Raw genomic sequence first — 18,951 nt, forward strand, 5'->3', positions numbered from 1 at the left:
GCGCGACCACGGAGGCTGGGGCGCCGTTTGCGGCTGACTGGCGACGCGCCGGCCGGATCGCGCAAGTCTTCACCCATTTCGCGCTCGAACTCGAAGTCTTTCATGCCCACATCAAAGGTGATGCGCCGGAAGGGCATTTCTGGTCGCTGGCCCATGAGATTTCCGGGGAGGCGCTGCCCACCGTCATGAAAAAGGTAATCGAGGCAGCGATACCGGGCGCGACCAAAGCGCGTCGCGTGTGACCGGGTCACGCGCGACACGCTATCCCAAACCGCTGCACTTTTGGGCGACATGCGCTAAGGCAGCGCCCGCATTGAAAGGACAGGCATGACCGAAATCCGCCACATCGTGTTCGACATCGGCAGGGTGCTGATCCACTACGATCCGGACCTTCCCTTCAGCCGCCTGATCCCCGATGCCGAGGAGCGGAAATGGTTCTTCGACAATGTCTGCACGCATGACTGGAACCTCGAGCAGGACCGCGGGCGGACATGGGCAGAGGCCGAAGCGCTGCTGATCGGCGAATACCCGGGCCATGCGGAGAATATTCGCAATTTCCGCCGGCATTGGCACGAGATGGTGCCGCATGCCTATGACGACAGCGTCGCCATCATGGTCGGCCTGATCGAGGCCGGCCACGATGTCACCATGCTGACCAACTTTGCCTCGGATACGCTTGCCGAAGCCCGGCAGCGCTTCGACTTCCTCAACCGTCCGCGCGGCGTGACCGTTTCGGCCGACATCCGCCAGATCAAGCCGGATCGCGCCATCTACGATCATCATGTCGCCGCGTTCGGCCTCGAACCGTCCGCGACGCTATTCATCGACGACAGCCAGAAGAATGTCGACGGCGCCAGGGCGGCCGGCTGGCAGTCGGTGCTGTTCACCGACGCCGAAACGCTCAAGACGGACCTCGAGCGTTACGGGATCAGGGCCTGATTTGAATCGCTTCGGACGATCCGCTGAATTTCTGATTCAACTTTAACAGCGGGATCTCAGGCCCCTGCCCGCTCCATGCCGAGGCGGGCGATGCGGCGCAGCTCGTCGATCGGGGTGAGGCCGCCGCTACGCTCATAATGCCAGAAGGTCCAGCCGTTGCAGGCGTCCAGCCCCTGCACCTCGGCGCCGATCTTGTGGATCGAACCGGCGCTGTCACCGATCGCCACCGTGCCGTCGGCGCGCACCTTGGCAGCCCAGCGCTTCTTGGCGTCGTAGAGGGTGGCGCCGGGCTGCATCAGTCCGGTGTCGATCAGGCTGATGAAGGCGACGCGCGGCTCGGCGCGCTTGCCGGACAATACGGTCAGGTCGGCGCCTTCCAACGGCCGCACTGCGTCGATGCGCTCATTGGCGGCGTCGATATAGGCCTGCTCGCGTTCGATGCCGACGAAGTGGCGGCCGAGGCGCTTTGCCACCGCGCCGGTGGTGCCGGAGCCGAAGAAGGGATCGAGCACGACGTCGCCCGGCCTGGTCGAGGCCATCATGATGCGGGCGAGCAGTGCTTCCGGCTTCTGCGTCGGATGCAGCTTGTCGCCATTGTCGTTCTTCAGCCGCTCCTGGCCGGTGCATATCGGAAACAGCCAGTCGGAGCGCATCTGGACGTCGTCGTTCGAGGCCTTCAGCGCCTCGTAGTTGAAGGTGTAGCCCTTGGCCTTCTGGTCGCGCGAGGCCCAGATCATCGTCTCATGCGCGTTCTGGAAGCGGCGGCCGCGGAAGTTCGGCATCGGGTTGGTCTTGCGCCAGACGACGTCATTGAGGATCCAGAAGCCGAGATCCTGCATCTTGGCGCCGACCCTGAAGATGTTGTGATAGGAGCCGATGACCCAGATGGTGCCGTTCGGCTTCAGCACGCGCCGCGCCGCCAGCAGCCAGGCGCGGGTGAAGGCGTCATAAGCCTCGAAACTCTCGAACTGGTCCCAGTCGTCGTCGACGGCATCGACCTTGGACTGGTCGGGCCGGTGCAGGTCGCCGTCGAGCTGCAGGTTATAGGGCGGATCGGCGAAGATGACGTCAATGGATTTTTCGGGCAACCGTTCGAGGGCCGCGATGCAGTCGCCCTTGAGGATGGTGTCCAGCCATTCGGATTGCTGGGGAGCGCGGGAGAGCTCGTCGATAAGACGCACGGCTGACATTTTTACACCCAAGGCACGCGTTACTGTTTACTGTCCGTTATGGTTACCGATCAGCGTAAATATTCGATGAAGGGCGGGACTGCCCCGGTCGAGACCTGCCGTGAATTTGCGAAGCCCCGCCGCTTGGTGTATGCCGCGCCGCCTGAGCCGTATCAGGCCAGCTTTCTCCCGCGTTCCGGATTGCCATGCCCCAGCCAGACCTTGTCATCTTCGATTGCGACGGCGTGCTCGTCGATTCCGAAATCATCGCCGCGCGCATCGAGGCCGAGCTCCTGACCTCGGCCGGGTATGAGATCTCGGCCGAGGAACTGGCCGAGACCTATGCCGGACTGACCTTCAAGGACATCATGATGCGGGTCGAGGAGAAATCCGCCATCCCGTTCCAGGCCTCGCTGATCGGCCGCGCCGAAGAGCTGGTCGACCGCAAGCTGCGCAGCGACGTGCGCGCCATCGACGGCGCGCGCGAGGCGGTCGCGGCGGTGACGGTGCAGCGCTGCGTCTGCTCGAATTCCCGCACGGAGCGGGTCGAGTTCATGCTGGAGAAGGTGGGGCTGTTGCCGTTCTTCGCCGGCCGCATCTTTTCGGGGCTCGACATCCCAAGCAAAAAGACCAAGCCGGCTCCGGACGTGTTCCTTTACGCCGCCGAAAGGCTCAACGCCGATCCGAGAAACACCTTCGTCATCGAGGACTCGGTGCATGGCGTCACCGGCGCCAGGACGGCCGGCATGCGCGTCATCGGCTTCACCGGCGCCGCGCACAGCTATCCCGGCCACGCCGACGCGCTGACCGAAGCCGGCGCGGAGACGGTCATCCGCCGCTGGGCCGAGTTGAAAAGCGTGATTGCCGCGCTGTCGGAATGGTCGGCGGACGCTTGAAGCGTCCGCCCCAGCCCACCTCAGTTCGTCGCCGGAGCGGCCTTTTTCTTCCGCTTGCCCTTGTCGGTCGCGGCTTTCGGCGTGTTTTCGTCATAGCCGGCAAAGGCCTGGTAGTCCTTGGCGGTCGGTTCCGGCACCACGACGTTCTGGTCGGTGAAGACGAACTGCGTCGCGGCCGACGGGTCGGAGACCTGGACCTGGTACTGGTGGATCTGCGAGTAGAGCACATCGGTGCCGTGCATCACCGCGACGCGGATCGGCATGGTGATGGTGCCGGGCGCGAACATCGGTCCCGGCACGACCTTGCCGGCCACCGCTATCTTCATCGACAGCTGGCCGTTGGCGCGCGTGCAATCGCGAGTGACGTCGGTGATCGAGGCCTGATAGATGACCTTGGCGGGATCGCGATCGGGATCGACAATAGTGCCATCAGGCGCGGTCTGGGCGGCGGCGGCCTCGGCGTCCTGCGCGGCGTCGGCCTTCTTCCTGGGCTTGGCGCCGCCCTTGGCATAGGTGTTGAAGTAGGCGGTACCGTCGCGCAGCGTCACTTTCGGGCAATAGGCCTCCAACTGGCTGGCAAGCACCTTGGGGTCCTGCGGCGGCGGTGGCGCCTGGGTGTCCTTCTTGCCCAGACCAAAGCTCAGTATGCCATTGTCGCTCGATTGGCAGCCGGCGGCGGCAAGCATAAAGCCGGCAAGCGCCAGACCCGCGACAAAACGACGGTTGACCGAATGAAACGCCATGAACTCCACTTCCCTCTCGCAAAGCTGGTGACGTATATCAACGGCGCGGCGAAAATGCGACTGAGCCGGCTCGGAAAATTAACCAATTGGCGGTGGATGAACCCGCCGGCTGCAATGGACTTGTGACGATGCAATATGTGAGTACCCGCGGGGACGCGCCCGTGCTTGGATTTTCCGACGCGGTGCTGGCCGGGCTGGCCCGCGACGGCGGGCTCTATGTGCCGCGCGAATGGCCGCAGTTTTCCGCCGCCGACATCCGCGCCATGCGCGGCCTCGCCTATCCCGACCTTGCCATTCGCGTGCTGACGCCGTTCCTGGGCGGCGAGATCGCGGCGCCCGTCTTCGAGCGGCTGGTGCGCGAGGCCTATGCCACCTTCCGCCACGAGGCCGTCTGCCCGCTGGTGCAGACCGGGGCGAACACTTTCGTGCTCGAACTCTTCCACGGCCCGACGCTCGCCTTCAAGGACGTCGCCATGCAACTGCTGGCGCGGCTGATGGATCATGTGCTGGCCGAGCGCGGCCAGCGCGCCACAATCGTCGGCGCCACCTCCGGCGACACCGGCGGCGCCGCGATCGATGCTTTCGCCAGCCGCGACCGCACCGACATCTTCATCCTTTTCCCGCACGGCAAGGTCTCGCCGGTGCAGCAGCGGCAGATGACGACGTCTAGCGCGGCGAACGTGCATGCACTGTCGATCGAAGGCAATTTCGACGATTGCCAGGGCCTGGTGAAGGACATGTTCAACGACCACGGTTTTCGCGACCTGGTCTCGTTGTCGGGCGTCAATTCGATCAACTGGGCACGCATCATGGCCCAGATCGTCTATTATTTCTCCTCGGCGCTGTCGCTCGGCGCGCCCGACCGGCCGGTGTCGTTCACCGTGCCGACCGGCAATTTCGGCGATATCTTCGCCGGTTATGCCGCGAAAAGGATGGGATTGCCGATCGATCGGCTGATCATCGCCACCAATGACAACGACATATTGGCGCGCACGCTGGCGAGCGGCGAATACCGCACCAAGGGCGTGTTCGCCACGACCTCGCCGTCGATGGACATCCAGGTGTCGTCGAACTTCGAGCGCCTGCTGTTCGAGGCGGCCGGCCGCGATGCCGAGACCGTGCGGCGCTACATGAACGGGCTGAAGCAGTCCGGCGCCTTCACCATCGAGGCGGGCGAAATCGCGAAGATCCGCGCCGAATTCGACGCCGGCCGTTCAAGCGTCGACGAGGTCGCCGCCACCATCCGTTCGACGCTCGCGGCGAGCAACTATCTGCTCGACCCGCACACGGCGGCGGCCGTGCACGTTGCCGCCGGAAAGGTCGATGGCGCAGTCCCCATGGTGGTGCTGGGCACCGCCCATCCAGCCAAGTTCCCGGCCGCGGTCGAGGCCGCCAGCGGCATCACGCCGGCCCTGCCGGCATGGCTGGGCGCATTGATGACAGCCGACGAAAAATACACGGTACTTCCCTCCGACCTGAAAATGGTGGAAGATTACGTCGGACGCCACACGCGGGCGGCGCGTTAAGGAGTACTTGCCATATGGGTGTTGAGGTAAGCCGTCTGTCGAACGGCCTGACAGTCGCAACCGAAACCCTTCCAAGCCTCGAATCCGTTGCCCTCGGTGCCTGGGTCAAGTCGGGCGCACGCAATGAGCGTGAGGAAGAGCACGGAATGGCCCATTTGCTCGAGCATATGGCCTTCAAGGGCACGAAAAGGCGCACCGCCTTCGAGATCGCCTCGGAAATCGAGAATGTCGGCGGCGAGATCAACGCCGCCACCAGCGTCGAGACCACCTCCTATTACGCCAGGGTGCTCTCCGACGACGTGCCGCTGGCGGTCGACATCCTGGCAGACATCCTGCAGGAGTCCGAATTCGACCCTGAAGAACTCGAGCGCGAACAGCATGTGATCCTGCAGGAAATCGGCGCCGCGCACGACACGCCCGACGATATCGTCTTCGATCGCTTCACCGAAACCGCCTTCCGCCACCAGACGATCGGCCGCTCGATCCTCGGCACCCCGGAAACGGTCAAATCCTTCACCTCCAAGCAGCTGCACAATTTCATCGAGCGCCAGTACGGCGCCGAGCGCATGGTGGTCGTGGCCGCCGGCGACATCAAGCACGACAATTTCGTGCGCGAGGTGGAGAAGCGGCTCGGCGGCTTCCGCGCCAAGGCCGAGAGCAGCATTCCGCAATACGCGCAATATGTCGGCGGCGACTTCCGCGAGGATCGCGACCTGATGGACGCGCAGATCGTGCTCGGCTTCGAGGGCCGCGCCTATCATGTGCGCGATTTCTACGCCTCGCAGGTGCTGTCGATGATCCTTGGCGGCGGCATGTCGTCGAGGCTGTTCCAGGAGGTGCGCGAGAAACGCGGCCTGTGCTACTCGGTCTACGCGTTCCACTGGGGCTTTTCCGACACCGGCATATTCGGCGTGCACGCCGCGACCGGGCAGAGCGATATCGCCAAGCTGGTGCCGGTCATCATTGACGAATTGCAGAAGGCCGGCGAGAACATCCTGCAGGAGGAGCTCGACCGGGCGCGCGCGCAATACCGCGCCGGTTTGATCATGTCGGCCGAAAGCCCGGCCAGCCGCGCCTCGCAGATCGCCAGGCAGTTGCTTCTGTTCGGCCGGCCGATCGCCAAGGAAGAGCTGATGGAACGGCTGGCGGCGCTCACCACCGAGCGGCTCACCGATCTCTCGTCGCGGTTGTTTTCGACCAAGCCGACGCTCACCGCCGTCGGACCCGTGGGGACGCTGGCGCCCTATGAGGCGATTCTCGATTCGCTTTCGGGTCCGCAGACGACGGCCCGCAAGCTCGCCGTCTAGTCCTGCTCAAGCGCCATGTTCGCGCTCCCTTTCTTTCGCCGCGACCTGCCGGCACTGAAGGGCGACAAGGTCACGCTGCGCGTGCCGCTGACCAACGACTATCGCGATTGGTCGACGCTGCGCGGTGAAAGCCGCGCGTTCCTGGAGCCGTGGGAGCCGCGCTGGACGCCGGATGAGCTCGACCGCACGGCATGGCGGCTGCGCATCAGCCGCTATCGCGAGGATTACGCGCAAGGCACCGCGATCGCCTTCTTCATCTTCGAGAAGTCGAGCGGCAAGCTCGCCGGCGGCATCACCCTCGGCAACATCCGCCATGGCGTCGCGCAAAGCGGCCATATCGGCTACTGGATCGGCGAGCGCTATGGCGGCCGCGGTCTGATGACTGAGGCGGTCAAGCTGGTGTCGCGCTTCGCCTTCGATACGCTGAGGTTGCACCGGATCGAAGCGGCCTGTATTCCCGACAACGCCCGGTCGATCCGCGTGCTTGAAAAAGCCGGATTCCGGCGCGAAGGACTTCTGCGATCCTACCTCAGGATCAATGGTATCTGGCAGGATCATTACCTCTACGCCCGGATCGCGGACGATCCGCCGGGCGCTGGAACGAAGGGCTGATAGTTGACGAATTTTTTGCGATTCGCGTCGCTGCTCGCCCTTGTCCTGGCGATGGTCGTTGCGCTCTGCGCAGCCTCGCCGGCGTTCGCCGTCGAGCCGATCAAGATCGCCCGCGACGACGTGGCGCTCGATCTCTCGCGCGCCTTCGATCTGTACCCGAATCAGGGCGAGAATTTCCAGGTCTCGACAGCCCCCGGCCCCGACGGCATCGTAAGGCGCATCGAGGTGGAAGCGAAGGATTCGCGATCGAGTGGCGACTGGGCCGTGTTCGCGCTCGCCAACACCACCGACCAGCAACTCGACCGGCTGATCGTGGCGCCGCATTTCCGGCTGGTGAATTCCGGCATCTTCTGGCCCGATCTCGGCGCGACACGTATCGCCGCGATCACGCCCAGCGAAGGCTTCGCGCTCGACCGCCAGACCAGCCCCGATGCCGACGTCTTCCGGGTGACGCTGAACCCCGGCACTGTGGTCACCTTTGTCGCCGAGCTTGCCTCGCCGAAACTGCCGCAGGTCTACCTCTGGGATCCGGAATCCTACAAGGACTCGGTCAATTCCTACACGCTGTTCCGCGGCATCGTCATCGGCATCGCCGGCCTGCTGGCGCTGTTCCTGACCATCCTGTTCGTCGTCAAGGGCACCTCGATGTTCCCGGCGACGGCCGCGCTTGCCTGGGCGGTGCTTGCCTATATCTGCGTCGATTTCGGCTTCCTCAACAAGATCATCGAGATATCGCCCGGCAATGAACAGATGTGGCGCGCCGGAACGGAGGTGGCGCTGGCGGCGACCTTCGTTGTGTTCCTGTTCGCCTATCTCAACCTCAACCGCTGGCACGGCCATTTCAGCTACGGCGCGCTGGTCTGGATCCTCGGCCTGCTCTTGATCGCCGGCGTCGCCATCATCGATCCTGCGGTGGCGGCCGGCATTGCCCGCATCTCGTTCGCGGCAACCGCGCTGACCGGGCTCGGCCTGATCATCTTCCTCGGCATTCGTGGCTATGACCGTGCGATCATGCTGGTGCCGAGTTGGGTTATGGTCTTGCTGTGGCTATGCGGGTCGTGGATGGCGATCACCGGCATGCTCGACAACGATATCGCCCAGCCAGCGCTGGGCGGCGGCCTGATCCTGATCATCCTTCTGATCGGCTTCACCGTCATGCAGCACGCCTTCGCCGGCGGTGGCGCCCATCAGGGCCTGTTCTCCGATCTCGAACGGCAGGCGCTCGCCGTCGCCGGATCGGGCGACATCGTCTGGGACTGGGACGTGCTGCGCGACCGCGTCGTCACCAAGCCGGATGTCAGCCTGCAGCTTGGCCTTGCCCCCAACAGCCTAGGCGGGGCGGCCCGCAACTGGCTGCCGGTACTGCACGCCGACGACCGCGACACCTTCCGCACCACGCTCGACGTTGTGCTGGAGCACCGTCGCGGCCGGGTGGCGCAGAATTTCCGCCTGCGCGGCGCCGACGGCCACTATCACTGGTTCGCGCTGCGCGCCCGCCCGGTGATCGGCTCGGACGGCGAGGTGATCCGCTGCGTCGGCACCATGGTCGACGTCACCGAGCAGAAGAAATCCGAGGAACGGCTGCTGCACGATGCCGTGCACGACAATCTGACCGGCCTGCCGAACCGCGAACTGTTCATGAACCGGCTGGAGGCGATCATCTCGATCGCCCGCACCGAAGACAAGGTGCGCCCGACCGTCTTCGTCATCGACATCGACCGCTTCAAGCAGGTCAATGACGGCCTCGGCATCTCGGCCGGCGACACCATCCTGCTCACCATCGCGCGCCGTCTGCACCGGCTCTTGAAGCCGAAGGATTCGCTGTCGCGCTTTGCCGGCGACCAGTTCGCGCTGATGCTGCTGTCGGAACAGGATCCGGCCCGCATCGCCGCGGTGGCGGACGCCATCAAGCATGCAATCAACAACCCGATCACCTTCGCCAAGCGCGAGATCGTGCTGACCGCCTCGATCGGGCTGATCACCTGGACGACGGCGCAGACCTCGTCCGAGGACATGGTCAAGGACGCCGAGCTTGCCATGCACCAGGCCAAGCGCTTCGGCGGCGACAGGATCGAACCGTTCCGGCCGGCCTTCCGCACTGTCGGCACCGACCGGCTGCAGTTCGAATCCGACCTGCGCCGCGCCATCGAACGGCGTGAGTTCACCCTCGCCTACCAGCCGATCGTGCGGCTGGAGGACGGCAGCGTCGCCGGCTTCGAGGCGCTGCTCAGGTGGGACCATCCGCGCCGCGGCATGATCCCGCCGGCGGATTTCATTCCCGTCGCCGAGAATTGCGGGCTGATCGTGCAGCTCGGCCTGTTCGCCATGCAGCAGGCGGCCGAGGACCTGGCGACCTGGCAGAAGCAGATCGGCGACGCGCCGCTGTCGGTTTCGGTCAACCTCTCCAGCCGCCAGCTGATCCGCCGCGACCTGGTCAGCGACGTGCGCTCGGTCATCGCGCGCGCCAATCTGAAGCCGCGCTGCTTCCGCCTCGAGCTCACCGAATCGCTGGTGATGGACAATCCCGAGCAGACCTCGCATGTGCTGACCAAGCTGAAGCAGCTCGGTATCGGGCTTTCGCTCGACGATTTCGGCACCGGCTATTCGTCGCTGTCCTATCTGACGCGCTTCCCCTTCGACACGATCAAGATCGACAAGAGCTTCGTCGACGACGCGACGCCGAAACGCGCCGTGCTGCTCAAGTCCATGGTCAACATGGCGCACGAGCTTGGCTTGTCCGTCGTGGCGGAAGGCATCTCGGACGAAAGCGATGCGCTGGAGCTGCGCCAGATGGGCTGCGAATACGTTCAGAGCTTCATGTTCGGCGCGCCGATGCCCGGCGAGCAGGTGCTGAAGACGCTGAAGGAGCAGTATCCGCTGACGCAGGCCTGATCAGGCGTGGCCGGCGGCCAGGCTGAGATGCGCGAGATCGATGCCGATCGAGGCGAGGATGCGGTCGTATTTGCGCTCGATGTCGGCGTCGAACAGAAGCTCCGGCGTCGCCGGGCAGGTCAGCCAGCCATTCTCGGCGATCTCGCTTTCGAGCTGGCCTGCGCCCCAGCCGGAATAGCCGAGCGCCATCAGCGCATGGCGGGGACCGCGGCCGGACGAGATGGCGCGCAATATGTCGACGGTGGCGGTCAGGCAGATGTCGTCGGAAACGCTGAGCGAGGATTCCACCCGGTAGTCGCCGGAATGCAGGACGAAGCCGCGGCTGCGGTCCACCGGCCCGCCGTTGCGCACGACGAAATCGCGCGCATGCGCCGGCAGGCGGATCGCCTCCTGCTCGTTCATGATGCCGAGCTGCACCAGGAGGTCCGGAAACAGCATCTGCTGCGTCTGGTTGATGATCAGGCCCATCGCGCCCTCGTCGCTGTGGGCGCAGATGTAGATGACGGAGCGCGTGAAGCGGTCGTCCTTCATGCCGGGCATGGCAATCAGGAACTGATCGTCGAGAAAGCCGCGTCCGGCGGCCGTCTTCTTGTGGCGCAACAAGTCCATGGATGGGAGGGTAACGCGTTTCCCGGGCGTCGGAAAGATGCGCCGCGCGCGATTTGCGGCCGGCGTGCCGCTGCCGATTGCGCCGCGCGCTTTTTGGCACGCGCACGATGTCACGCAAATATGATACCGAATGGCTGATGAAATCATTGCGCAGCCATGAACTGACGATCAAATCACCGCCATGCAAAGCTTGAAGATCCTGCTGCTCTGCTCCGCCTTTGGATTGGGAACGAGCATTCCCGCCTCGGCCTCCTCCTCGATCTGGTACAACAGCGAAGGCGGCCAGGTGCGGCTCGTCACCAGCGGCAAGCCCGACGAGGCCGGGCGCGTCCAGGGCGTGCTCGACATTGCGCTGAAGCCCGGCTGGAAAACCTATTGGCGCGACCCTGGCGATGCTGGCGTGCCGCCGCAGATCGACATTTCGCCGAGCACCAACGTGGCGAGCGCCGCCTTCTCGTTTCCGCCACCGCAGCGCCATGACGACGGCTACGGCGAATGGGCCGGCTACGACCATCCGGTGTCGCTGCCGGTGACCTTCACGCTGTCGGCCGCCGACCAGCCGGCCATCATCGTGGCCGATGTCTTCCTCGGCATCTGCGAGACGATCTGCATTCCTGTGCAGACGCGACTGACCATCGACCCGGCTTCCGACGCGGACAACGCCAAGGATGCGGCGCAGGTGAAGGCGGCATTCGCGGCGCTGCCGGCGCCGCCACGGCCCGATTTCGGCGTCAACGTGCTGCCGGGCGACCATGAGACGCTGGTCGTCGAAGCGAGCTTCCCGGGCGATCCGGAAGCGGCCGACTTCTTCGTCGCCGGCGAGCGGGACTATATGTTCGGCGCCCCGTTGCGCAGCCAGAAGGACGGCAAGCTGGTGTTCACGGTGCCGATCCTCGACCGGCCGTCGACGACGCCAACCGATGGCGGGCTGCACTACACGCTGACCAGCGCCGACGGCGCGGTCGAGGGTCTGCTACCTTTCCCGTGACGCAGATCGCAACATCTCTTGCTCCAGGCGGCCCGGCAGTTGCGGGCAGCATCCGACTTCGCTATCGCAGGGGCACGTCCTGCCCTCCATCTCTCCCAATCATCGAACGAGGTATTCCATGATCTCCGTTGGCGACAAACTGCCCGAAGCGACCTTCAAGACGATGACCGCCGACGGCGCCAAGCCGATCACGGCGGCCGAGATCTTCGCAGGAAAGAAGGTGGTGCTGTTCGGCGTGCCCGGCGCCTTCACGCCGACCTGCAGCAACAACCATTTGCCCGGCTATCTGGAAAACCGTGACGCCATTCTGGCGCGCGGCGTCGACACGATCGCCGTCGTCTCTGTCAACGACGCGCATGTCATGGGCGCCTGGGCGCGCTTCACCGGCGGCGAAGACAAGATCCTCTATCTGGCCGACGGCAGTGGCGACTTCGCCAAGTCGGTCGGTCTCGACAACGACCTTTCGGCAAGCGGCATGGGGCTGCGCTCGAAGCGCTTTTCGATGATCGTCGAAGACGGCAAGGTCACCGCTCTCAACGTCGAGACCAAGCCCGGTGTCGACACGTCGGGCGCTGCTCACATCCTGGAACAGCTCTAGCCCGCAGCCGGGACGAGCCACACACCGCCAAGGATCGCGCCCGACAGCGCTTGGCGTTTCTTGCCTATTGGGGGACCTGACCGATGCTCGACGTGATCTGGCGCAGCGTGGCGATCGGCATTGGCGCCACGGCGTTGATGGATGTCTGGGCCATTTTCCTCCACAAGGCCTTTGCCCAGCCGCGGCCGAACTGGGGGCCGGTCGGCCGCTGGGTCTGGCACCTCAGGAGCAAAATCTTCCACGACGACATCGGCGATGCCGTGCCCTACCGGCATGAAGCGGCGTTGGGCTGGGCTTTCCATTATTTCGTTGGCATCGTCTACGGCATCATCCTGGTCGTGCTGGCCGGAACGGCCTGGCTCACCCAGCCGACTTTCCTGCCGGCCTTCATCCTGGGGATCGTCACCGTCGGCGCCGGCTGGTTCCTGCTTGCGCCTGGCATGGGCGCCGGCTGGGCCGCCTCGAAGCGGCCAAATCCAATGCAGATCCGCGCCCTCAACCTCGTCGCGCACACGGTGTTCGCGCTGGGGCTCTACGGCACCGCCCTGCTGATCCGCTGAGGGACGGCGCGAATGGTCACGATCCGCTGGCGGCGCGTGGCTTCATCGAGGCGACAGTGTCGATGATTTCCTGGCGCAGCGCGCCCTTCTGCGCCTCGAACTGCTCTCGCGTGACGCCCTGACCGCCGGTGGCGGTGACGCCGAATTCCTCCAGCGCGAATTCGTAGCGCGTCTTCCATCTGATCACATGCCCGGTCATCGCCTGGGTGTGCGCCGGCACCGAGCCCGGATGCGCCGGCAGGCCGCACAATTGCGTGGTCCGCGCATCCGCAGCCAGCATGACGACATTCCAGTCGTCGAAGCCGATCAGATCCATCTGGGCATAGAGGAACGCCCCGTGCTCGCCGTCCCAGATCGTGTCGCCGATGACCAGGAAGGGAGCGGCACGGCAATAGCCGTGGCGTGCCGTCATCTCGCTGTTGAAGGTTTCGGTGCGCTGCTGAAGCCGGTACCGGGCAGCTGCAAAAAGGGCGATGTAGTCGTCGGCCGTGCGCATGATGTTGCGCTGGTCGTCCGGCGCGAAGCCGAGTTCGCGCAGCATCGAGCCGATTTTCGGATCGTTCCAGAGTTCCTTGGAGAAGACGCGCGTCACGCCATCGGAATCGGGCGTCGGACGCATCATCTTCTTGAGGTCGGCAAAGCTGTGCTTTTGCTTGCCGAAGGTCCTGCGCCCGAACATCTTCGCAATACCTCGTGCCAGGTCGATCGCGGCAGTCTATCGCGTCACGCGTAAAATTGAATTTAATCCGAAGCCTCGATTTGTCCCGGTCCGGCCAACTCAATCATCGAGGCGCGGTGAGGCCCTGTCGATCGGCCGCCATCCGTGGATGAGGCTGTGAGCGCCGATATCGTAGGCGAAATAGTTGCCGCCGCCCGCCGGCTGATCCGCCTCGCGGCTGATTGCCCGCCCGGTCAGAGAAAGCAGCAGGAGCGTCCCCACGCCTCCATGGCCGACGAAAGCGGTATCGCCGGGATCGTCGTTGCCGAGCACCGCGTCGACCTCGCTCACGATGCGGCGCTGGGCATCGATGGCCCGCTCCCATCCGCGAATGCTGTCGTTTGGATTGGCGAAGAACTGGTCGGCGACGGCTTCGAACTCCGGCGGCGGCAGGAAACCCGTCGCCGACCGGTCGTTCTCATGCATCCGCTCCCTTACCTCGACCGCGAGGCGCAGACGCGTCGCGAGGATTTCGGCGGTCTCTATCGCCTTGCGTTCAGCCGACGACACGATACGCCGGATCGACCCGATCCAGGGCTGATCGAGCATTGCGACCGCCCTTGCCTTTCCGATGTCGGACAGCCCCCATTCCGGCACCGGAACGTTGGCATCGACCTGAACCTGGGGATGCGTGATGTAGTATGCGATCGGCACGATAGAGGTTCTTCCTGCCGGCGAGCGGACCGCTCCCGCAATCAATAGCTCTGCGTCGAGCGCCGTGCTTTTGCGACCGTCGGTCGTGTTGGCTGTGCCGCCGGCTGCGGCGCGGCAGCAGGCCTGATCGGGCCCTTCTTGAATGGCGCCATGCCTTCGCGAGCGAGCTCGTCGGCGCGCTCGTTCTCGACATGGCCGGCATGACCCTTGACCCAGTTCCAGGTCACCTGATGGCGTCTATTTGCAGCATCGAGGGCCTGCCAGAGCTCGCCGTTCTTGACCGGCTTCTTGTCGGCGGTCTTCCAGCCGTTCTTCTTCCAGCCGTGGATCCACTTGGAAATGCCGTCCATGACGTATTTGCTGTCGGTGTGAAGCTCGACCGCGCAGGGCTCCTTCAGCGCTTCAAGCGCGGAGATGGCGGCCAGCAGTTCCATGCGGTTGTTGGTGGTCTCGGCCTCGCCGCCCGACAGTTCCTTGGTCTTGCCGTTGAAGCGAAGGATGGCGCCCCAGCCGCCAGGGCCCGGATTGCCCGAGCAGGCGCCGTCGGTGAAGATTTCAACATGCTTGGTCATAGCAATCCGTATTCGGAAGGAGATCTGATCGCCCGATGGAAGCGCATGCGGCGGATGTATTCGGTCGGGTCGCGCTTCATCACCAGCCCGCCATTGGGAATGGTCAGCCAGTCGTAGAGCCGGGTCAACATGAAGCGCAGCGCCGAGCCGCGCGCCAGCATCGGCAGCGCCGCCTTCTCGTCGCCGGAAAGCTGCCGCACGCTCTGGTAACCGGCGAGCAGCGCCGTGCCCTTGGTCAGATTGAAGGAAAAATCCTTCTCGAAGCACCAGGCGTTGAGGCAGGTGGCAACGTCATAGGCGTAGAGGTCGTCGCAGGCGAAATAGAAATCGATCAGGCCGGACAATTTCTCGCCGAGAAAGAAGACATTGTCCGGGAAAAGGTCGGCATGGATGATGCCTTCCGGCAGGTCCTTCGGCCAGTTGCGCTCGAAATCGGCGAAATCGGCATCGACCTCGGCCGCCAAGCCCGGCTCAACCTCGTCGGCACGGTCGCGAGAAGCGTCCCACAATTTGCGCCAGCCATCGATGGCGAGCGCATTCGGGCGCCGCATGGCAAAATCCCGGCCGGCGAGATGGAGTTCGGCCAGCGCCTTGCCGACCTCGCCGCAATGCGCCGCTGTCGGCCGCCGCAGCGACAGACCTTCGAGGAAGGTAATGATGACGGCGGGCCGGCCGGCGAGTTGGCCGATGACGGTGCCGTCATGCGCGGTGACCGGCAGCGGGCAGGAAATGCCCTTTCTCGCCAGATGGCCCATCAGGCCGAGGAAGAACGGCAGGTCGGCCTTGTCGACGCGCTTCTCGTAGAGCGTCAGGATGTAGGAACCGCTGGTGGCGTGCAGCAGGAAGTTGGAATTCTCGGTGCCTTCGGCGATGCCCTTGTAGGACAGGAGCTCGCCGACCGGATAGGCCTTCAGGAACGCGCCGAGCTCGCCCTCGTTGACATCGGTATAGACGGCCATGGGCTGTTCACGCGGCTCCGTTGACGAAGGCCATGTCGGCCGCCGTCAGTTCGACATCGCGCAGAACCCGCATCACCGGAAAGTCCGCCGTTTCGGTCGCCGTCACCGCCAGTTCGATCGTCACGTCGAAGCGCTGCCGGAAGGCATCGATGATCTCGTCGACGATGATCTCGGGCGCCGAGGCGCCCGCCGATAGGCCGAGCGTCGAGATGTTGGCGATGTCATTCCACGGAATCTCGGCGGCACGCTGCACGAGAAGCGACATCTTGGCGCCGGCGCGTTCGGCGACCTCGACAAGACGCCGCGAATTGGAGGAGTTGGGAGCGCCGACGATCAGATAGAGATCGGCGCCGGCGGCGGTCTCCTTCACCGCCTCCTGGCGGTTGGTGGTGGCATAGCAAATCGATTCGGCGGCCGGCGCGTGCAGCTCTGGAAAGCGCTGCTCTAGCGCCCGGATGATGCCGGCGGTGTCCTCGACCGAGAGCGTCGTCTGGGTGACGAAGCCGAGGGCTGCGGGGTCGGCCGGCTCGAAGACGGCGGCATCGGCCTCGGTCTCGATCAGCGTGACGGCGCCGTCCGGCAATTGGCCCATGGTGCCGATCACCTCCGGGTGGCCGGCGTGGCCGATCAGGAGCACGTGGCGGCCAAGGCGCTGGTGGCGCATCGCCTGCTTGTGCACCTTGGACACCAGCGGGCAGGTGGCGTCGAGGTAGAAGAGACTGCGCGCCTGAGCATCGGCCGGCACCGATTTCGGCACGCCATGCGCTGAAAAGACAACCGGGCTCTGGCGATGCTCCGCAGGTATCTCGGACAGTTCCTCGATGAACACCGCGCCCAGGCTCTGCAGCCCCTCGACGACATAGCGGTTGTGCACAATCTCGTGGCGAACATAGACCGGCGCGCCATACTTCTTCAGCGCCAGCACGACAATCTGGATCGCGCGGTCGACGCCGGCGCAGAAGCCGCGCGGCTGGCAGAGCCTGATCGTCAGCGGTGGCTTTGTCTGAAGCATGATTGCGGACCGGTTGATCGGAACTAACTCAAGCGCGAATACCTAGGCGCGAAATGAGGCGCGCACCCCTGCCCTGTCAAGGGCAGCGTCTCCATCACCCTGCTTTCGCCGGGCGGCGAAGCCTGAACAACAGGACGCCGGCAAGGGCGGCGGCAAGGCCGTACCAGGTGACGGCGTATTGCAGGTGGCTGTTCGGCAGATCGATGATGGTGACGCCACCGACCGGCATATCGCCCGGATTGGGCGTCTTGTCGGCATCGATGAAGAACGGCACCAGTCCGGCCCCTGCGGGCAGGCCGGCGCTCGCAGCCATCGCATCGCGGTCCTTCCAGTAGAAGATGTTCTTTTGCACATCATTGTCGGGAAGCATCATCGAGGGCTTGCCCACCAGCGGATTGCGGGCGAGCCCGGTAATCGTGACCTTGCCGGCGACCTCGCCTTGCGGCCGCTTGGCAGCATCCTTCAGGTCGTAGGGGACGAAGCCGCGGTTGACGAACACGAAGCGGCCATCGTCGAGCTGCAGGGGCGTGAAGACGTCGAAGCCGGAGGCGCCTTTCCAGGTGGCGAAGAAATGGCGCTCGCCCAGGTGCAGGAAGGTGCCGGTCACCGTGACCGGCGTGTAGTCGACGTCACCTGTGGCTGCGAACTGCTTTTCGAGCTCGGCCAGAGGGCGTGGCGCCGAATGCGTGCGCTGGTCGATGGTCTGGAGCAGGCCTTCCTTCCAGTGCAGGCGCTGGACCTGCCAGGTGCCAAGGCCGATCAGGACGGCGAACAGCGCCATGCCGAGGATGAGCAGCAACGCCCGCTTCGGCCGCGAGCGGCCCGCCGCCACGCCGGATGCCTCGCTCATTGGTCGGTGTCCAGCCTGCCCTCGGCGGCCTTGTTGCGGTATTGCAGCGTCAGGAGCACACCCTTGATCAGCCTGAGGGCGGTCAGGCACAGCGCCAGGGCCAGCGGTATCCAAAGCAGCAGGTGCACCCAGAGCGGCGGGCCAAGCGTCACCTCCATCCACAGCGCCAGGCCGACGACAATAAAGCCGATGATCAGGATGACGAACACGGCAGGCCCGTCGCCGGCATCGGCGAAGGAATAGTCGAGGCCGCAATTGACGCAGTGCTTGCCGACGCTGAGGAAGCCCGAAAACAACTTACCCTCGCCGCAGCGCGGGCAGCGGCCGCGCAGGCCGGCCGAGATCGGCTCAATCGGTGGCCAGATGGCCTTGTCCTCGCTCATTGCAGGCATCCTAGATCATTACGAGCAAAAGATAAGGCGGCCACGTCGCCGCAGCCGCCTCGTCACATTCCTCGGACTGCTGTCAGTGCGCTTCGATCATCGCGCCGTTCGAGGCCCAGACGTAGATGGCGCTGAACAGGAACAGCCAGACCACGTCGACGAAGTGCCAGTACCAGGCAGCCGCCTCGAAGCCGAAATGCTGCTTCGGGGTGAAATCGCCCTTCATCGCGCGCACCAGGCAGACCAGCAGGAAGATGGTGCCGATGATGACGTGGAAGCCGTGGAAGCCGGTGGCCATGAAGAAGGTGGCGCCGTAGATGGAATCCTTGAAGCCGAATGGCGCGTGCATGTACTCGTAGGCCTGCACCATGGTGAACAGCATGCCGAGGCCGACAGTCAGCACCAGGCCGTTGATCAGGCCCTTGCGGTCGCCATGGATGAGCGAATGGTGCGCCCAGGTCACGGTCGTGCCCGACAAAAGCAGGATGATGGTGTTGTAGAGCGGCAGGTGGAAGGGGTCGAGGACCTCCATGCCCTTCGGCGGCCAGACGCCGCCGGTAAAGGCGGTGCGGGCATATTGCTGCGTCTCGCCCGGAAACAGGCTGGCGTCGAAGAAGGCCCAGAACCAGGCGACGAAGAACATCACCTCGGAAGCGATGAACATGATCATGCCGTAGCGCAGATGCAGCGACACGACGCGGGTGTGATGGCCCTCATGCGCTTCCTTGATGGTGTCGGACCACCAGGCGAACATGGTGTAGATCACGATCAGGAGGCCGATGAAGAACAGCCACGGATTGGCGATGTTGTGGCCGAAGATCGGGAAGCTGCCGGCCTTCAGATACTGCATCAGGCAGACGCCGCCGATGGCGGTCACCAGGGCGCCGACGGAGCCCAGGAACGGCCACGGGCTGGGGTCGACGAGATGGTAGTCGTGCTGTGGTTTTGCGTGTGCGTCTGCCAT

At 64.6% G+C, this 18,951-nt stretch carries 20 protein-coding genes and 1 pseudogene; 10 read left to right on the forward strand and 11 right to left on the reverse strand.

Annotated elements, in window-relative coordinates; genetic code table 11:
• Together EN738_RS03580 and EN738_RS03585 are read left to right on the forward strand one after the other, a co-directional pair.
• Positions 1–242 (forward strand): annotated as a pseudogene (locus EN738_RS03580) (NUDIX domain-containing protein); the annotation flags it as partial.
• An 85-nt stretch (positions 243–327) separates the two neighbouring features.
• Positions 328–939, forward strand: coding sequence for an HAD family phosphatase (locus EN738_RS03585; protein ID WP_127282487.1), 612 nt, complete (start codon positions 328–330; stop codon positions 937–939).
• Positions 940–995: 56 nt separating this feature from the next.
• On the opposite strand, the gene EN738_RS03590 is transcribed toward EN738_RS03585, so the two are convergent.
• Complete coding sequence (locus EN738_RS03590) at positions 996–2,129, reverse strand: site-specific DNA-methyltransferase (protein WP_127282488.1); 1,134 nt, start codon at positions 2,127–2,129, stop codon at positions 996–998.
• A 185-nt stretch (positions 2,130–2,314) separates the two neighbouring features.
• On the opposite strand from EN738_RS03590, the gene EN738_RS03595 reads away from it, so the two are divergent.
• The gene (locus EN738_RS03595) at positions 2,315–3,004 is read left to right on the forward strand and encodes an HAD family phosphatase (RefSeq protein WP_127282489.1); all 690 of its coding nucleotides are present in this window, start codon (positions 2,315–2,317) and stop codon (positions 3,002–3,004) included.
• A gap of 20 nt (positions 3,005–3,024) precedes the next feature.
• On the opposite strand, the gene EN738_RS03600 is transcribed toward EN738_RS03595, so the two are convergent.
• Positions 3,025–3,747, reverse strand: a complete 723-nt coding sequence (locus tag EN738_RS03600) for a hypothetical protein (protein ID WP_127282490.1) — start codon at positions 3,745–3,747, stop codon at positions 3,025–3,027.
• Positions 3,748–3,875: 128 nt separating this feature from the next.
• Here EN738_RS03600 and thrC point away from each other — a divergent pair, with 128 nt between their 5' ends.
• Genes thrC through EN738_RS03620 form a run of 4 tightly spaced genes read left to right on the forward strand, consistent with a single transcriptional unit; the run spans position 3,876 to position 10,084 of the window.
• Complete coding sequence (gene thrC / locus EN738_RS03605) at positions 3,876–5,273, forward strand: threonine synthase (protein ID WP_127282491.1); 1,398 nt, start codon at positions 3,876–3,878, stop codon at positions 5,271–5,273.
• A 14-nt stretch (positions 5,274–5,287) separates the two neighbouring features.
• Entirely contained in the window at positions 5,288–6,580 is a 1,293-nt protein-coding gene (locus tag EN738_RS03610) for a pitrilysin family protein (RefSeq protein ID WP_127282492.1), read from the forward strand.
• 15 nt (positions 6,581–6,595) lie between these two features.
• Complete coding sequence (locus tag EN738_RS03615) at positions 6,596–7,192, forward strand: GNAT family protein (RefSeq protein ID WP_127282493.1); 597 nt, start codon at positions 6,596–6,598, stop codon at positions 7,190–7,192.
• Between the two features lie 3 nt (positions 7,193–7,195).
• Complete coding sequence (locus tag EN738_RS03620) at positions 7,196–10,084, forward strand: EAL domain-containing protein (RefSeq protein WP_127282494.1); 2,889 nt, start codon at positions 7,196–7,198, stop codon at positions 10,082–10,084.
• Here EN738_RS03620 and EN738_RS03625 read toward each other — a convergent pair whose 3' ends face one another.
• Positions 10,085–10,693, reverse strand: coding sequence for a YqgE/AlgH family protein (locus EN738_RS03625; RefSeq protein WP_127282495.1), 609 nt, complete (start codon positions 10,691–10,693; stop codon positions 10,085–10,087). It lies immediately after the preceding gene.
• Between the two features lie 181 nt (positions 10,694–10,874).
• Between EN738_RS03625 and EN738_RS03630 the strand changes: the two genes are divergently transcribed.
• The 3 genes from EN738_RS03630 (at position 10,875) to EN738_RS03640 (ending at position 12,839) form a co-directional block, all read left to right on the forward strand.
• Positions 10,875–11,681, forward strand: coding sequence for a protein-disulfide reductase DsbD domain-containing protein (locus EN738_RS03630; protein WP_127282496.1), 807 nt, complete (start codon positions 10,875–10,877; stop codon positions 11,679–11,681).
• A 118-nt stretch (positions 11,682–11,799) separates the two neighbouring features.
• The gene (locus EN738_RS03635) at positions 11,800–12,279 is read left to right on the forward strand and encodes a peroxiredoxin (protein WP_127282497.1); all 480 of its coding nucleotides are present in this window, start codon (positions 11,800–11,802) and stop codon (positions 12,277–12,279) included.
• An 83-nt stretch (positions 12,280–12,362) separates the two neighbouring features.
• Positions 12,363–12,839, forward strand: a complete 477-nt coding sequence (locus EN738_RS03640) for a DUF2938 domain-containing protein (RefSeq protein ID WP_127282498.1) — start codon at positions 12,363–12,365, stop codon at positions 12,837–12,839.
• Positions 12,840–12,855: 16 nt separating this feature from the next.
• Here EN738_RS03640 and EN738_RS03645 read toward each other — a convergent pair whose 3' ends face one another.
• From EN738_RS03645 to EN738_RS03680, 8 genes are all read right to left on the reverse strand, one after another.
• Positions 12,856–13,518, reverse strand: a complete 663-nt coding sequence (locus tag EN738_RS03645) for a hypothetical protein (RefSeq protein WP_127282499.1) — start codon at positions 13,516–13,518, stop codon at positions 12,856–12,858.
• A gap of 99 nt (positions 13,519–13,617) precedes the next feature.
• Positions 13,618–14,211 (reverse strand): histidine phosphatase family protein, encoded by a 594-nt coding sequence (locus EN738_RS03650; RefSeq protein WP_127282500.1) that lies wholly within the window; start codon positions 14,209–14,211, stop codon positions 13,618–13,620.
• Between the two features lie 41 nt (positions 14,212–14,252).
• The gene (gene rnhA, locus EN738_RS03655; protein WP_127282501.1) at positions 14,253–14,783 is read right to left on the reverse strand and encodes a ribonuclease HI; all 531 of its coding nucleotides are present in this window, start codon (positions 14,781–14,783) and stop codon (positions 14,253–14,255) included.
• On the reverse strand, positions 14,780–15,742 hold the full coding sequence (locus tag EN738_RS03660; protein ID WP_127282502.1) for a homoserine kinase: 963 nt from the start codon (positions 15,740–15,742) through the stop codon (positions 14,780–14,782). The genes rnhA and EN738_RS03660 overlap by 4 nt, the downstream gene beginning before the upstream one ends.
• Before the next feature lie 7 nt (positions 15,743–15,749).
• Positions 15,750–16,754 carry a 4-hydroxy-3-methylbut-2-enyl diphosphate reductase gene (ispH, locus tag EN738_RS03665; protein WP_127282503.1) on the reverse strand — a complete coding sequence of 335 codons (1,005 nt, stop codon included), beginning with the start codon at positions 16,752–16,754 and terminating at the stop codon, positions 15,750–15,752.
• A gap of 94 nt (positions 16,755–16,848) precedes the next feature.
• Complete coding sequence (locus tag EN738_RS03670) at positions 16,849–17,604, reverse strand: SURF1 family protein (protein ID WP_189605738.1); 756 nt, start codon at positions 17,602–17,604, stop codon at positions 16,849–16,851.
• Entirely contained in the window at positions 17,601–17,987 is a 387-nt protein-coding gene (locus tag EN738_RS03675) for a DUF983 domain-containing protein (RefSeq protein ID WP_127282504.1), read from the reverse strand. The genes EN738_RS03670 and EN738_RS03675 overlap by 4 nt, the downstream gene beginning before the upstream one ends.
• Positions 17,988–18,069: 82 nt before the next feature.
• Positions 18,070–18,951: a cytochrome c oxidase subunit 3 gene (locus EN738_RS03680; protein ID WP_127282505.1), complete on the reverse strand. Its 882-nt coding sequence runs from the start codon at positions 18,949–18,951 to the stop codon at positions 18,070–18,072.

Source organism: Mesorhizobium sp. M4B.F.Ca.ET.017.02.2.1 (genome assembly GCF_003998955.1).
Taxonomy (GTDB): Bacteria; Pseudomonadota; Alphaproteobacteria; order Rhizobiales; family Rhizobiaceae; genus Mesorhizobium; species Mesorhizobium abyssinicae.

What these genes read in the sequence shown, in the direction of transcription:
- EN738_RS03585 (WP_127282487.1), top strand. Translation starts at nt 328, where the DNA reads ATGACCGAAATCCGCCACATCGTGTTCGACATCGGCAGGGTGCTGATC.
- EN738_RS03625 (WP_127282495.1), bottom strand. Translation starts at nt 10,693, where the DNA reads ATGGACTTGTTGCGCCACAAGAAGACGGCCGCCGGACGCGGCTTTCTC.
- EN738_RS03630 (WP_127282496.1), top strand. Translation starts at nt 10,875, where the DNA reads ATGCAAAGCTTGAAGATCCTGCTGCTCTGCTCCGCCTTTGGATTGGGA.
- EN738_RS03600 (WP_127282490.1), bottom strand. Translation starts at nt 3,747, where the DNA reads ATGGCGTTTCATTCGGTCAACCGTCGTTTTGTCGCGGGTCTGGCGCTT.
- EN738_RS03590 (WP_127282488.1), bottom strand. Translation starts at nt 2,129, where the DNA reads ATGTCAGCCGTGCGTCTTATCGACGAGCTCTCCCGCGCTCCCCAGCAA.
- ispH (WP_127282503.1), bottom strand. Translation starts at nt 16,754, where the DNA reads ATGCTTCAGACAAAGCCACCGCTGACGATCAGGCTCTGCCAGCCGCGC.
- EN738_RS03670 (WP_189605738.1), bottom strand. Translation starts at nt 17,604, where the DNA reads ATGAGCGAGGCATCCGGCGTGGCGGCGGGCCGCTCGCGGCCGAAGCGG.
- thrC (WP_127282491.1), top strand. Translation starts at nt 3,876, where the DNA reads ATGCAATATGTGAGTACCCGCGGGGACGCGCCCGTGCTTGGATTTTCC.
- EN738_RS03640 (WP_127282498.1), top strand. Translation starts at nt 12,363, where the DNA reads ATGCTCGACGTGATCTGGCGCAGCGTGGCGATCGGCATTGGCGCCACG.
- EN738_RS03595 (WP_127282489.1), top strand. Translation starts at nt 2,315, where the DNA reads ATGCCCCAGCCAGACCTTGTCATCTTCGATTGCGACGGCGTGCTCGTC.
- EN738_RS03675 (WP_127282504.1), bottom strand. Translation starts at nt 17,987, where the DNA reads ATGAGCGAGGACAAGGCCATCTGGCCACCGATTGAGCCGATCTCGGCC.
- EN738_RS03645 (WP_127282499.1), bottom strand. Translation starts at nt 13,518, where the DNA reads ATGTTCGGGCGCAGGACCTTCGGCAAGCAAAAGCACAGCTTTGCCGAC.
- EN738_RS03635 (WP_127282497.1), top strand. Translation starts at nt 11,800, where the DNA reads ATGATCTCCGTTGGCGACAAACTGCCCGAAGCGACCTTCAAGACGATG.
- EN738_RS03660 (WP_127282502.1), bottom strand. Translation starts at nt 15,742, where the DNA reads ATGGCCGTCTATACCGATGTCAACGAGGGCGAGCTCGGCGCGTTCCTG.
- EN738_RS03615 (WP_127282493.1), top strand. Translation starts at nt 6,596, where the DNA reads ATGTTCGCGCTCCCTTTCTTTCGCCGCGACCTGCCGGCACTGAAGGGC.
- EN738_RS03610 (WP_127282492.1), top strand. Translation starts at nt 5,288, where the DNA reads ATGGGTGTTGAGGTAAGCCGTCTGTCGAACGGCCTGACAGTCGCAACC.
- EN738_RS03680 (WP_127282505.1), bottom strand. Translation starts at nt 18,951, where the DNA reads ATGGCAGACGCACACGCAAAACCACAGCACGACTACCATCTCGTCGAC.
- rnhA (WP_127282501.1), bottom strand. Translation starts at nt 14,783, where the DNA reads ATGACCAAGCATGTTGAAATCTTCACCGACGGCGCCTGCTCGGGCAAT.